The organism is Prevotella sp. ne3005, from assembly GCF_900110085.1.
In the GTDB taxonomy this organism is placed as follows: domain Bacteria; phylum Bacteroidota; class Bacteroidia; order Bacteroidales; family Bacteroidaceae; genus Prevotella.
This window is the reverse complement of record NZ_FOCK01000003.1, coordinates 283,241-297,412: the sequence shown is the minus strand read 5'-3', so window position 1 is coordinate 297,412 and position 14,172 is coordinate 283,241. Positions and strand designations below refer to the sequence as shown.

Sequence of the window (14,172 nt, the reverse complement as noted above, 5' to 3'; positions counted from 1 at the left end):
GGGTAAAAAAGTAAAAAGGTAAAAAAAGAATAAGGCAAATAGAGATAATGGGAATAAAGAATAAAACATATCAGGTAGGAAGATGGGTAAAAAGGACTCTACTTTTTTACCTTTTTACCTTTTTACCTTTAATAGCGCTTGCTCAGGACGATAAAAGCACGATGTTCAATCCCGTTGACCATGCTGTCGTATCCCAGACCATCGCCCCCGATGCCCGCTCGGCAGGTATGGGTGATGTTGGTGTGGCCACCGATCCTGATGTCAACTCCCAGTACTGGAACCCCGCTAAGTATCCCTTCTGCATCAGTCGTGCGGGCATTGCCCTGAACTACACCCCTTGGCTCCGTCAGATTGTCAACGATATCGACCTTGCCTATCTGGCAGGCTATTACCGTATTGGCGACTACTCGGCCATCTCGGGTTCGTTGCGTTATTTCTCGCTTGGTGAGGTGTTTGCCGATGATGGCATGAGTGTCCGCCCCTATGAGATGTCGCTCGATGTGGCCTACTCGCTGATGCTCAGCGAGAAAATATCGTTGGCGGCTGCCATCCGTTGGATCTACAGCGACCTGCGTTACGACTACAGTGAAGACTCCAAGCCAGCCTCGGCCTTCGCTGCCGACTTGGCGATGTACTATAACAACTACGTGATGATGGGCAGCCGTGAGTGCCAGTTGGGCATTGGCTTAAATATGTCCAACCTCGGTAGTAAGATATCCTATTACGGTGATGAGGAGAGTCAGTTCCTGCCAGCCAACCTTCGTCTGGGTGCTTCGCTCATGATACCTGTCGATGAGTACAACCGCTTCTCCATCTCTGCTGATGCCAATAAACTGCTGGTGCCCACCGTGCCTCGCCAGGAGGAGGGAGAGTCTACCAGCGACTACCAGGACCGTGTGCGCCGTGAGTATAGCGACATCAGTGCCATCAGTGGTATCTTCAAGAGCTTCTCCGATGCGCCAGGCGGCTTTAAGGAAGAGCTGGAGGAGATACAATGGAGCGTAGGAGCGGAATATGTCTACCACGACCAGTTCTCGCTGCGTGCAGGCTATCATCATCAGAGTGAGTCGAAGGGCAACCTGAAATATTTCACCGTGGGTGGTGGCTTCCGCATGAGTGTCTTCTCGCTCGATGTGGGCTATGTCATCTCTACGGCTCGCAGCAACCCGCTGGATCAGACGCTGCGCTTCACCCTCGCCTTCGATATGGATGGCATTAAGGACTTGTTTAGAAGGTAAAAAGGTAAAAAAGTAAGATATGAAGATTAGAGTTGGAATGGGCTATGATGTCCATCAGTTAGTAGAAGGCCGTGATCTCTGGATGGGCGGCATTAAGATTGAACATAGTAAGGGACTCCTTGGTCATAGCGATGCCGACGTGCTGTTGCACGCCATCTGCGACGCCCTGCTCGGTGCCGCCAATATGCGCGACATCGGCTACCATTTCCCTGACACCGCTGAGTTTACGGATGGCATGGACAGCAAGGTGATCCTCAAGAAGACCATCGAACTGATTGCCACAAAAGGCTATCGTCTGGGTAATATCGATGCCACCATCTGTGCTGAGCGCCCCAAGATGAATCCCCACATCCCCGCTATGAAAGCCTGTATGGCCCAGATCTGCGGCTGTGATGAGGACGACATCTCCATCAAGGCCACCACGACGGAGAAGCTCGGCTTCACTGGTCGCGAGGAAGGCATCTCCGCCTACGCCGTCGTATTAATAGAAAAGCAATAGCAACTCTCACGAGCAATTGCCATCATTAGTCTCGCCCGCGGAAGCGGGCGAGACCTATTAAAAAGAAAGATGCCGCAACTCTCACGAGCTGTGGCATCAAAAAAGCCTATGTTTAACTAAAAATCCTTTTCTCTAAAAGAAATTTTCAGCTCACAAGAGCTAAAAATTTGAAAGTTTAAAAGGGAGCTTCGCAGCGACCTCCTGTTATCCTACAGTTGAAAACTTTCTTTTACCAATAACTAAAAACCTAAAACTATAAATATTACTACTAACCTAAAACAATCTATTAACCTTTTGACGATGCAAAGGTACAACATATTTTCTTATCTTGCAAGCATTTTCACATTTTAAGTGTAATTTCAACCTTCATTCTTGATTTACATCAAGCGCATGTGTGCGCAGACAAGTAATTTTTATGCATTTTCCTTGGATTTATTCAAATTAATTTGGTTTTTTACTCCGTTTTCACTACCTTTGCAGTATGAGAGTACTGATCATCAATACAAGCGATCGGACGGGTGGGGCAGCTGTAGCTGCAAACCGTCTGATGATGGCACTAATCAATAATGGTGTCAAGGCCAAGATGCTGGTGCGCGATAAGGATACCGACTCCCTGACGGTGGTCAGTCTTCCGAAGTCGCCCATGAATCGCTGGCGCTTTCTTTGGGAGCGGTTGGTCATCTTCTGTAGGCTCCGCTTTCAGCGCCGACATCTCTTTGAGGTGGATATTGCCAATACGGGTGCCGACATCACCCGCTTGCGTGAATTCCAGGAGGCCGACATCATCCACCTCCACTGGATCAATCAGGGTATGCTCTCCTTGAGTGGCATCCGTCAGATACTGCGTAGCGGCAAGCCAGTGGTGTGGACGATGCACGATATCTGGCCAGCCACGGCCATCTGTCATGTCACGCTGGGCTGTCGTCACTTCACCAGTCAGTGCCACCATTGTCGGCTCCTGCCGGGAGGTGGTTCGCGCAACGATCTCTCCACCACGATATGGCAGAAGAAGCGTCGTATGATCGAAAACGAGAGCATCTACTTCGTGGCTTGCAGTCATTGGCTGGAGTCTGAGGCGAAGAAGAGTGCCCTGCTGGATGGCCAGAAGGTGACGAGTGTGCCAAACCCGATAGACACCCATATATATAAAAGAGGTAATAAGCAGGAGGCCCGTCAGCGACTGGGACTGCCTCTCGACAAAAAGCTGATTCTCTTTGCTTCGCAACGGGTCACCAACGAAAACAAGGGCATGGGCTATCTCGTCGAGGCGTGCCGACAATTGGCAGACATGCCTCAGCTGGGGGTCGTCATCCTTGGAGGTCATGCCGAAGAGGTGGTGGACCAGCTGCCTTTGGAAGCCTATCCCCTGGGTTATGTCAACGACGAGCAGCGTATCGTCGACGTCTATCGGGCTGCCGATGTCTTCGTGTTGCCGTCGCTGTCGGAAAACCTGCCCAACACCATCATGGAGGCGATGGCCTGTGGTGTGCCCTGTGTCGGATTCAGGGTGGGTGGCATCCCAGAGGAGATCGACCATCGGAAGAACGGCTATGTGGCAGATTACGCCAATGCCGACGACCTGGCGTGCGGTATCCGCTGGATCCTGCAGGAAGCCGACTATGAGCGTCTGAGCGAACAGGCCGTCCACAAGGTGGTCCATCACTATTCGCAGCGGAGTGTGGCTTCGCAATATATCGAGGTCTACAATCAGGCGCTGGCCTTCAAACACTATAAACTCTAAGCCATGATCAGGATCACCTACGTCACCATCACCTATAATGCCGCCAAGGTGCTGCAGCGTACGCTCGACAGTGTCCTGTCTCAGGACTATCCTCACATCTTACACCTCATCATCGACGGTGCCTCCACAGACGACACCCTGCTGCTGGTCGACGACTATATAGAGCGTTCCAACGCTGCGAAGAACGGCCATCTTGTGCAGGTCACTTCAGAACCCGACAAGGGTATCTACGACGCCATGAACAAAGGGCTGCGCTCCCTCGACGGCGACTATGTCTGCTTCCTCAATGCTGGCGACTTCCTCCCCTCCTCCGACACCGTCACCCGAATCGTCGAAAAGGTTAATTTTCAATCTTCAATCTTCAATCTTCAATCTTCAAATGCTTTGCCTGCCGTCCTCTACGGCGATACGGATATTGTCGATGGCGAAGGCCGCTTCCTCCATCATCGGCGCTTAGCCCCACCCGAGCAGCTCTCATGGAAATCGTTCCGTCAGGGCATGCTCGTCTGCCATCAGGCCTTCTATGCCCGTGCCGACTTCGCCATCGCCACCCCATACGATCTGCGCTATCGTTATTCGGCCGATGTCGACTGGTGCATCCGGGTGATGAAAGCTGCTGCCAAGGAAAACGTGCCGCTGTTCAACCTGAAGATGGTGGTGGCCTGCTATACTCAGGAAGGACAGACAACGCTCCACCATCGTGAGTCGCTTCTGGAGCGCTATCAGGTGATGGAGCATCACTATGGCCGCCTCCAGACCTTCTTCCTCCATTGCTGGTTCGCTCTCCGTTCACTCTTCAAATAAACAAGGGATTTTCTCTCCCTGTCTCCTTCTTGCGTCCCTCTGGTAGCAAGCGAGCAGAGCTCGAGCGGTCTCCCTGTCTCCCTGTCTCCCTGTTTTGCGACAGATTTTGGGGCCCTTTCCCGCCTTTGTCGCAATAGAGGGCGTGTGTCGTATGCTTCTCGGATTAAAATGAAGAAAAAACTTGGAATGAGCCCTATTTTCATCGTATCTTTGCCGTCGAATTCAAGATTCAACGGCGAGAACAGGCTGCACCTCAGCATAAAGCGAGCTTTCTGCCTTCGGTTTGCACTGTCCTTGCATCGTGATTCAGAAAATAATAAGTTTAACAATAAAAAATTAAAGAAAGGAAACAAATTATGGCAGAGAATGTAACTCCAGTAGTTCTTGAGGTTAAGGATTTCGAACCTCGTGAGGTGATGATGGTAGACTACAAGTTTGATCAGGCTACCGATCGTGAAGGACAGATCGCAGGTATCCCCCGCGGTGGTAAGGTAACAGTCCGTGTGAAGGCTATGAACGACGGCAACAACCAGCTGATTGCCTGGATGCTCGACCCGACGATGCCGAAGGATTTCTCAGTAAAATTTGTGAACACCGTAGATGGCGCCGCCATGAAGGAGATCAAGGGCACCAACTGCTACTGCATCAACTACGTCGAGAAGTGGGAAGACGGTGAGCAGCACTACGAGGAAGTCGAGATCGTATGTCAGAAGCTTGAGAACGGCCCCGTCGGATATGATAATCCTTGGAAGTAGGCCGTTAAGTGAGAACAGAGTCAAGTAAAAGTAAAAAATTAAATTTAAGAAAGGAAACAAATTATGGCAAAGACACCAGTATCAATGACCATTGACGGTTATAAAGAGAGAGAAGTATTGATGGTAACTTACGAGTTCAACCAGTCCACAGACGTAGAAGGCCAGATGGCAGGTATTCCCCGCGGCGGTAGGCTCAAGATCCGTGTGAAGGCCCTCAACGACGGCACCCCCGACCTGCTGGCTTGGATGACAGAGCGCAGCCTCCCGAAGAACGGTGAGATCAAGTTCTTGGAGACCAAGACCAACAAGGAGATGAAGTCTATCAAGTTCACCAACGGCTACTGCGTCAACTTCGAGGAGAAGTGGGAGGACAAGCTGGGTCACTTCGAGGAGATTGAGGTCACCTGTAAGGCCATCGAGTTCGGCAACGTGAAGTACGAGAACGACTGGGCATAAACGACCTTGTTTTTCAAACAATCTAGATAATCCTTTTAGATCAAGTAAGGAGACCATGTGGTCTCCTTACTTTTATGTTGGGGCCTCAGTCCGCCCCTTCCCCTTGCCATCTCGAGCGCCTTTTTGTCATGTCGAGCGTAGTCGAGACATCTCATGAGATCTCTCCATGCGCTTCGCTTAGTCGAGATGACAATATTACTTAATCACAACCTTAAACTTCGTTTGAGCTTGTTCACGTTCGGAAATGCAATCGAGCTTGCATTTCTCTCACTTAATCACAACCTTTTTGTTGTTGATGATGTAGACACCTTTTTTCAGGCTCTTGATGGCTTCGCTGCCGTCGAGAGCCTCTCGTATTAGTCGGCCGTCGAGGGAATAGACCTTAACGCTGCCAGCTTCTGGTGCCTCGATGGAGCGGATGGCGGTAGCGGATACAACACCCTGAAGACCCTCCTGGTTGTAATAACCACCATTGGTGAAGGCGAGGTCGGCCGTCTGGTTGGTGCCATCGTTGAAGATGATGCCCTCGTTGCTACTGCTCTGGCTCTTACGGTCGCTAGCCTTATAAGTCCATTTCCATACTGTGTAGCCTTTGTTGTCTTCGCCCAGTTTCTCGCAACTCACACCAGGCCACACATTGCCGGTATAGTTGTACTGCTTGTCCCAACGCCAGCATTTGATTTGGCTGCCCCAGCTCTTGGGAGCCACGAAGAAGGCACAGGTCTCGCCTTCGTTGACAGTGCAGAACGACGGGATGGTGACTGGCGCGTCATCTTCAGGCGATTCGTCGCCCTCGGTGATGGCCGTGACTTTCGACAGGTCGACGCCCGTGCTGGCATAGAGCTTGAATTTCTTGCCTTCTACAGCCAGTTGGTAGCCGTCGGTGCTGGCACCCTCTACGGTGCCTAACAGCAGCAGCAACGTGCCGTTGGCGCCTTTTACGCTCAGCGTGAAGCCTGCGGCAGAGGCTGTGGCGGAGAGAATCTCACTCTGGTTGGTGATGCCTGCTGCCTTACGGGTGGCGATGAGCTTCTTCAGGGTGCCTTTGTTGGACTGCCAGTGCTTCAGGAAAAGGCAGGGCGTGCCAGGCATCGTGAGGATATAGGCATTGGCAGCACAGATGTTCGTGCCGAGATAGTCTTTCTTGCCTTCGTCACGGCGGAAGGTGTCGTGGTTGTCGACGAATGTGACGCTGTATCGGGCATAGTTCTGGTCGTTGGAGAGCATCGGGTCTTTGAGCGCACTCCAGTTGCCACCGCCGAAGGCTGAGTTGATCTTGTACTTCATCGGGAAGTCGAAGGCCGCACTCTGTATCTTTCCGTCGACCTTGGTGCCATTGATCCAGTTGGTGACGACGGCCTTGTTGCTGTCCCAGCACTCGCCTACGCTATAGGTGGGGTTGGCGGAGGTGTTGTAGAGGCCTGTGTATTTGGCAGCATAGCCTTTCACCATGTCATAGCGGAAGCCGGCATAGCCTAGTTCGTTGAGGAGGAAGTCAAGATAGGTCTTGACATTCTTCTGTACCGTCTCGTTGGTATGATCCAAGTCGCGATAACCGTCGAAGTTGTCGCCCGTATCTTTTTCGCCAGTGGTCTTGTAGCCGTGGCTGTTGCACTCGTCGTCCTGACAGATGCCGGAGAACCCGGTGTTGTCCCATACGAGGCTGTACGAACCAGAGGTCTCATCGGGGAAGTCTGTCCACGTGTTGAGGCCGTTCTTGTGGTTGATGACCACATCTTCGATGATGCCCGTGCCTTTGTCCTTAAAGGTCTTGATCATCTTTTTCAGCTCGTCCTGGGTGCCCCAGCATGAGTTGTGGTCGAGCCAGAAGCAGGGGTCGTAGCCCATCGTCTGTCGCTTGGTATGATGGTATTCCGAGGTCTTGCCGCTCTGGGGAATCCAGATGAGGTCGAAGTATTGCGACAGTTCGTTGGCCTGACTTTCAAGTACCGTCCACTTTGAATCGGCATAACCGTCCCAGTAGAAGCCCTGTAGCATGACGCCCTTGTAGTCGGCAGGCCAGCCCTGGGCGGAGGCGGTGGAGAGTGAAAGGTGAAGGGTGAGGAGTAGGGCGAGTACTCTCCACGCTGTAGTGGTCTTAGTCATATTTGCCATAGTCGTTGTTTGTTAGTTTCAGTCTTCAATGATGGTGATGCGGCCCTGGGGCTTAGCGTAGGTCTGACCTGTGCTGCCACCGAGAACCTTGCTTAAGTAGTCGGCCAGTGCCTCGTAATAGCGGAGTGAGCTTTCGAAGAGGACGGGACATTTCTTGAAACAGTCGAAGAAGCCGCCTCCCTCATGGTTGTAGCTTGTCAGGGCCACGCTGTAGTTGTGCTTGAGGTCGATGGGGGCATAGCTGCCATCTTCTTGCAGGATCTCAATGTTGCTGACGGTATGGCTCTTGCTGTGGACGGTGAAGCGTATGCCGGAGCATTGCGGGAAGTTGCCGTCGAGCACGGGGACGAGTGATGTGCAGCGGGTGAGCATCTGCTGCAGCTGCTCGCCACTCACCATGATGCGGCGCAGGGTGTTGTCGTAGGGCAGCATGCCTATGATGTCGCCATAGGTGATGTCGCCTGCATGAATGTCGTTACGGATGCCACCACCGTTCTCAAAGCCGATGTCGGCCTTCAGGGCGTGGCGGTAGGCATCAGCCACGAGGTCGCCGGCATTGGTCTCTTCGCCACGAACAATCCACTGGGCATTCTCGTCGCTTACCACTAGGGTGTAGTCGCTATGGGCTACCACGGTAGAGGTAACGGCCTTTACTTTCTGGTGGATGCTGTCGATGGCAGCTGTGACCTGCGTGTTCTCGTAGGGGATGTCCTTGCGCTTGATGAGTTTGGTGATGAAGCGGCCATCGGGGGTGATGAGCAGCTTACCGACGTTGGCAAACTGTGTACCCGTCTGGGTGACGATGATCTCCTTGCCGTCGAGGTTCTTGACCTTGTCGCACTCAATGATCTCATGCGAGTGGCCGTCGAGCACGATGTCGATGCCACGGGTGTTGTTGACGAGGCGATGAGAGCTGAATCCCATCGACTGCGGGGTCTCGCCCACATGCGAGAGCAGCACCACATAGTCGGCACCCTCGGCACGGGCAGCGTCGACTGCCTGCTGGATGAGCTGGTAGAATGTCTTGGGCTTCAGGTCGTAGAGCAGGATGCCGTTGGTATCGTAGAACGAGTAGCCTTCCAGGATCATCGTCTCTGGTGTGCAGGCACCGATATAGGCCACCCGCTTGTCGCCATACTGATGGATGACGTAGGGGGCGAAGACGGGCTCAGGCTCTCCGGCTTCGTAGAAGTTGGCGCATACCACCGGGGTGCCTGCCTGCTCTAACAATGCTCTCATGCGAGGCACACCATAGTCGAACTCATGGTTGCCAAGTGTGAGGGCATGATAGTCCATGAGGCGCAGGATGTCGGCAATGTATTGGCCTTTGGAGATGGCGCCTGTGGTGTTTCCCTGCAGGAAATCGCCGCAACAGACGGCTGCGGCATAGGCCGTATCCGACTTGTTGATGGCATCGCGCAGACCTGCTATCTTCGTATAGCCGTCGATACCGCAATGTGCGTCGTTCTCATAGAGGATCACAATGCTCTTCTGAGCCATTACCTGGCAGCCCATCATCAGGGCCAGCACACTCATTATGACTTTCTGTTTCATATTCATGAAATTATCAGTAATACCTATGTTATTTTGTGCAAAGATACAAAAAATATCCATTCCTCCCAAGAAATAGCCGCAAATTCATTCTTTCTGTTCTTTTTTCAACGTATTATGGCGTAAAAATTTGGAAGTTATGAGGAAAAATCGTATATTTGCAGTTGATATGCTAAAGCTACCTAAAATAATCAATAAGACCTTGTCGATCAGATTGAGCCTGATGGTAGTCTGCGAGATAGCGCTTCTGCTTTTGGCGTCGTTGGTTGTGATGTTTCATTTCTCAAGCCAGGCCCTGAGACAGGAGGCGATGTTTAATGCTGAGCAGACGCTCGAGGGTACGGTGCAGCATATCGATAATATCCTCTTGAGTATGGAGCAGTCGGCTGGCAACGTCTATTGGGATATGCTGAACCATCTTGATGAGCCAGAGCGGATGTACACCTATAGCCGGGAGCTTGTGAAGTGTAATCCTTATATCGTGGGGTGTGCCATCGTCTTTAAGCCCTATTATTATAAGGACCGTGAGCTGTTTATGGCCTATGTGCACCGTAAGGGCAACAGCGTGATGACTGATGAGGATTCGGAGTTGATTACATCGGAGACCTTCAGTTCCAAGCCTTATACTGAGCAGGTGTGGTATACTGAACCCATGAAGACAGGCCATACTTACTGGACCGACCCTCTGAAGAATGAAAACACCGAGGATGAAGCCCTCACCACGTTCTGCCTGCCGATTTATGACAAGGGGGAATGTGTGGGCGTGCTGGCCGTCGACCTCTCTATCGGACTGCTTTCGCAGATTGTACTGGATGTCAAGCCCTCGCCCCATGGCTATAGCATCTTGTTGGGACGTAACGGTTCGTTTATCGTACACCCTGACCCAGAGAAGTTGTCGCACGAGACCGTCTTCACCCAGACAGAGAGGGGGGCAGACCCGTCGGTGCGCGAAGCTGCCGAGGCCATGGTGGCAGGTGAGACTGGCTCGAAGTCTTTCCGGATGAACAACAGCGAGTGGTATGTGTTCTATAAGCCTTTCCTGCGCACTGAGGTGCCAGGACGTTCGATGGAGAACCTCAAATGGAGTGTGGGCGTGATCTATCCTGAGGATGACATCTTCGGCAATTACAACCGTCTGCCCTACTATGTGTTGGGCATAGCCATTTTCGGACTTTTGCTTTTCTTCTTCCTTTGTCGTTGGGTTACCCACCGAAGACTGCAGCCCCTGCTCCTGCTGTCAGACTCGGCCAAGCGTATTGCGGCAGGGCATTACGACGAGAAGGTGCCTGATACGAACCGCGGTGACGAGGTGGGATTGCTGCAGGATCATTTCCGACGGATGCAACAGTCGTTGGAGGCGCACGTCACAGAACTGAAACAACTGACAGACACGCTTCAGGAGCGTGGTAAGGTGCTGCGTGATGCCTATAACAGGGCTCAGGAGGCGAACAGGATGAAGACATCCTTCCTCCACCACATGACCAATCAGATGATTGCTCCTTCGGCAGCCATCAAGGAGAGTGTTGCCCATCTCTGTGACAACTATCATGACGTGAGCCTTCAGGAGGCTGACCACGAGGTGGAGGTCATACAGCAGCAGAGTAAGGCCATTATCGATCTGGTGAACACGCTCATCCATACTGCTGAGAGCGAGAACAGAAAGGAGGCCGACGATGAGTAGATTCCCTCATAAACTGTCTGTTAGGCTCGGTCTCGGCATCCTGTTGATGGCCACACCGGTATTTGTCTTGTCTTTGGGCGCCCTGTACCTACAGTCACGACACTTCATCCATAAGGAAGCCATGGAGCATGCAAACAGTGAGCTCGACACGAAACTGCAGCGCGTGAGAATCTTCATGAGTACGGTAGAGACTGCCACTGATGCCTGTGCGTGGCTGGCTGAAGAGTCTTTCAAACCAGACTCCCTGCTGTCGATCTCACGTCGTATCGTGATGCTTAATAGACATGTCAGTGGCTGTTCCATCACGGCAGAGCCGGATATGTTCCCCGAAAAGGGACGTTATTTCTCGGCCTATACCGTTCGTGATGGCGATACAATCATCACCGTCAGGGAGGCGGAATATGATTATTACAGCAAGGTGTGGTATAAGATTCCGCGCCAGCTAAGGGAGCCCTGCTGGATAGACCCCTTTGACGACTACAATGAGGGGACGCTTTCCAATCCAGAGATTATCGCCTCTTACTGTAAACCGCTTTATCTGGGTGGCGACAAGATGGTGGGCATCTTCTCCACCGACCTTTCCTTCCGACAGCTTGCTGCAGCCGTCAATGAGCAAGAACATCCCTATCCGAATGCCTATTTCGTGCTTATTGGCAGTGACGGGCGCTATCTGATGCATCCTGATACTACGCGTCTCTTCAAGACCACCATCTTTGCCGATAAGGATCCCAGCCATGATACTGAGATGATTGCCTTGGGACATGAGATGACAGCAGGAAAGGAGGGCACTATGCATGTCACGATGAATGGTCGGCTCTGCCATGTGGCTTATAAGCCTGTTCCAGGCACTAGCTGGAGTCTGGCTTTGGTATGTCCTGACAGCGATATTTTGGCGAGGTATCATCATCTGACTAACATCATCCTCATACTTATTGTCATCGGGATGCTGCTCATTGTGTTTATGAGTTATAAGGTGGTAGGCCGTGCCGTCAGACCACTCGGCAATCTTCTGGGCATGTCGGAGAGGATAGCAGCAGGCCACTATGACGAGTCGATACCGTATACCGATCGTGAAGATGCCATCGGACAGCTGCAGAATAGCTTTGCTACCATGCAGGAGTCACTGAATGACCATGTAGGCAGCATTCGTCGGACTGTCGAGCAGACGAAGGAGCGAAATGAGGAACTGGTGCGTGCCACACAGTTGGCAGAGGTGGCCGTCAGGCAGAAGACAGCGTTCATACAAGACGTGTCTCACCAGATACGTACACCGCTGAACATTATCATTGGCTTTGCAAATGTGCTGCGCGAGAGTCTCACCTCTATCGGTTCTGGGAACTTGGATCAAAATGCCCTCGCCAAGGAGGAGGTGGCCACCATCGCTGGCATGATGAAGCACAATTCTGCCCATCTGGACCGTATGTTGCTGATGCTTTATGACAGTTCCGATCAGGCCGTTTCCGAAGAACAGTGGTTACAAAGGAATGAACAGGTATCGCCCAATAAGGTGGCTCGTGAGTGCATCGAACATACGCTGTCTCACTTCCCTGACCTGCCTATCCATTTCGAGACCGACCTTGACGACGACTGCAGTATCCAGTCAAACTATCTCTACCTGATGCGCACGCTTCGTGAATTGCTGTATAATTCAGCAAAGTATTCTGATAAGAAGCACATCTCGCTGCGTGTGACGGCAACGGATAGGATGATTCGTTTTATTACCGAGGATGTGGGGGCTGGCATCCCCGAAGAGTCATACGATCTTATCTTCAACCCATTTACCAAGGTTGATGACTTGTCGGAGGGTCTTGGTCTCGGCTTGCCTTTGTCCAAGCGTCATGCCAAGAGTCTTGGCGGTGATCTGATTCTCGACACCTCCTATCACGATGGTTGTCGCTTTATCCTTGAACTACCGAGATAAAAAAAATAATCGGGTCGCTCTGATGAGGGCGACCCGATTGTTTATGAAAGTAGCATCACTACTTGATGACAACCTTGTGGGCTCCATTGTATGTGAGGTAGAGCTTGAAGGTGTAGGTGCCTGCAGTGAGCGACAGGTTGCTGCCGTCCTGAGTCAGGCCGTTGACATCGCCACCCCAGTTGATGGCCCAGTCGTGGTTGGCACGGAACTTGTACTCGCCGGATACTGCGTCGGTAGTTACCTCCCAGCAGCCTTCGTCCTTGTTGAAGGTCATCTCCACATCGCCGCTCCATTCGTTGAAGCCACCGATGATGCTGACGCTCTCAATCTTGGTGAGGCTGAAGGTCAGGGCACCTGCGTCGAGGTCAATCATGTAGAAGCCTGCACCTGGATCCGGACAGTTGGAACTGCCGTCAGGTGAAAGGGTACCGCTAGTGGTAGAACCACCCATGTACTCGAGGTCATTGTCCCAGCTGTCAGCATTGGGCTTGAACTTATACTCGCCGTCAAGATAGTAGAAGCCAGTGTACTTACCATCGTTGGCAGGACCGTAGAGGGCGTGAGAAGTACCCCAGCCACTCTCATTGCCAATCTCGTAGAAGAAGTCACCGAAGCTGAGGCCTACAGCACTCCACGTCTGCTCCATCATGTTGAAGGTAAGACGATAGAACTTGGCGCCTTCTACATAGGCTACCTTCAGGTTTCCGCCAGCGTTGTCGGTGGCAAACTTACCCTCGGTATCAGAAGCTGTGAGGCACTTGCTCCAGTCGCCGCCAAGACCAGACTTCGGGGTTACCTTGAACTCGAAATCTCCAGTAACCACTGATGCGGGAATCATAACGGTGAAGACAGGATTCTCATAGGCATCACTGCCGCCATTGTTGAGCTCATAGCTGGTATTGGTGTTGTCCCAGCCGTTGATGCTACCAGTGATATAATAGGCATCCTCGATGACAGGAGCGTTGGGTGTAGCAGTCAGGGTAGTGGTACCCTTGGTGGCTATCGACATGCCGTTTACATTGACCAGTCCGACAACCTGCACGGGAATCGTGCGGGCTATGGGACGACGGCCGTAAAGCGAAACGACGGCATTCTCAAGCTCCTTCGTGTCAACGGTGAGGTTGGCACTGTTCACCTTCAGCTCGACTTGCTTGTTGCCATCTTCGCTGGTAATCGCAGCTCTATACGTAGCCTGTGCACCTTCGATACCTGTAACAGAGGCATTGAAGAGCTGGACAGTCTCGCCTGTATAGGTGGCAAAGTCGACAGCACTGGCGGGGCTGACGCTGAGGTCTACACCGAGGGGCTCCTCGGGACCGTTGGCGATGGGGGCAGCCCAGTCTTTATAATCTTCGGTACAGCTTGCCATCAGCAAGACAATACCCATCATTGACAATAACTTTTTCATACT

The 14,172-nt window shown here is 52.1% G+C and carries 11 protein-coding genes; 8 read left to right on the top strand and 3 right to left on the bottom strand.

Features of this window, described 5'->3' with window-relative positions:
* Nucleotides 1–47: 47 nt before the first annotated feature.
* The 6 genes from porV to tssD (BMY16_RS05980) all read left to right on the top strand — a co-directional run bounded on the left by porV (nt 48) and on the right by tssD (BMY16_RS05980) (nt 5,493).
* The gene (porV, locus tag BMY16_RS06005; RefSeq protein WP_411267768.1) at nt 48–1,238 is read left to right on the top strand and encodes a type IX secretion system outer membrane channel protein PorV; all 1,191 of its coding nucleotides are present in this window, start codon (nt 48–50) and stop codon (nt 1,236–1,238) included.
* Between the two features lie 19 nt (nt 1,239–1,257).
* Nucleotides 1,258–1,737 (top strand): 2-C-methyl-D-erythritol 2,4-cyclodiphosphate synthase, encoded by a 480-nt coding sequence (ispF, locus tag BMY16_RS06000; RefSeq protein ID WP_091840880.1) that lies wholly within the window; start codon nt 1,258–1,260, stop codon nt 1,735–1,737.
* 481 nt (nt 1,738–2,218) lie between these two features.
* On the top strand, nt 2,219–3,478 hold the full coding sequence (locus BMY16_RS05995; RefSeq protein WP_091840879.1) for a glycosyltransferase family 4 protein: 1,260 nt from the start codon (nt 2,219–2,221) through the stop codon (nt 3,476–3,478).
* 3 nt (nt 3,479–3,481) lie between these two features.
* On the top strand, nt 3,482–4,282 hold the full coding sequence (locus BMY16_RS05990; protein WP_091840878.1) for a glycosyltransferase family 2 protein: 801 nt from the start codon (nt 3,482–3,484) through the stop codon (nt 4,280–4,282).
* A gap of 356 nt (nt 4,283–4,638) precedes the next feature.
* Nucleotides 4,639–5,037, top strand: a complete 399-nt coding sequence (gene tssD / locus BMY16_RS05985; RefSeq protein ID WP_091840876.1) for a type VI secretion system tube protein TssD — start codon at nt 4,639–4,641, stop codon at nt 5,035–5,037.
* Between the two features lie 63 nt (nt 5,038–5,100).
* Nucleotides 5,101–5,493, top strand: coding sequence for a type VI secretion system tube protein TssD (gene tssD, locus BMY16_RS05980; RefSeq protein ID WP_139207141.1), 393 nt, complete (start codon nt 5,101–5,103; stop codon nt 5,491–5,493).
* Nucleotides 5,494–5,760: 267 nt separating this feature from the next.
* Here tssD (BMY16_RS05980) and BMY16_RS05975 read toward each other — a convergent pair whose 3' ends face one another.
* Together BMY16_RS05975 and BMY16_RS05970 are read right to left on the bottom strand one after the other, a co-directional pair.
* Entirely contained in the window at nt 5,761–7,608 is a 1,848-nt protein-coding gene (locus BMY16_RS05975) for an alpha-amylase family glycosyl hydrolase (protein WP_411267767.1), read from the bottom strand.
* Between the two features lie 18 nt (nt 7,609–7,626).
* Complete coding sequence (locus BMY16_RS05970; RefSeq protein WP_170836025.1) at nt 7,627–9,162, bottom strand: bifunctional metallophosphatase/5'-nucleotidase; 1,536 nt, start codon at nt 9,160–9,162, stop codon at nt 7,627–7,629.
* A gap of 166 nt (nt 9,163–9,328) precedes the next feature.
* On the opposite strand from BMY16_RS05970, the gene BMY16_RS05965 reads away from it, so the two are divergent.
* Both BMY16_RS05965 and BMY16_RS05960 read left to right on the top strand, forming a co-directional pair.
* Complete coding sequence (locus BMY16_RS05965; RefSeq protein WP_170836024.1) at nt 9,329–10,840, top strand: PDC sensor domain-containing protein; 1,512 nt, start codon at nt 9,329–9,331, stop codon at nt 10,838–10,840.
* Entirely contained in the window at nt 10,833–12,761 is a 1,929-nt protein-coding gene (locus BMY16_RS05960) for a sensor histidine kinase (protein WP_091840870.1), read from the top strand. Before BMY16_RS05965 ends, BMY16_RS05960 begins: the two co-directional genes overlap by 8 nt.
* A 58-nt stretch (nt 12,762–12,819) precedes the next feature.
* Here the strand turns inward: BMY16_RS05960 and BMY16_RS05955 are convergent, their stop codons facing one another.
* Complete coding sequence (locus tag BMY16_RS05955) at nt 12,820–14,169, bottom strand: Outer membrane protein SusF domain-containing protein (protein ID WP_091840868.1); 1,350 nt, start codon at nt 14,167–14,169, stop codon at nt 12,820–12,822.
* Nucleotides 14,170–14,172 lie beyond the last annotated feature (3 nt).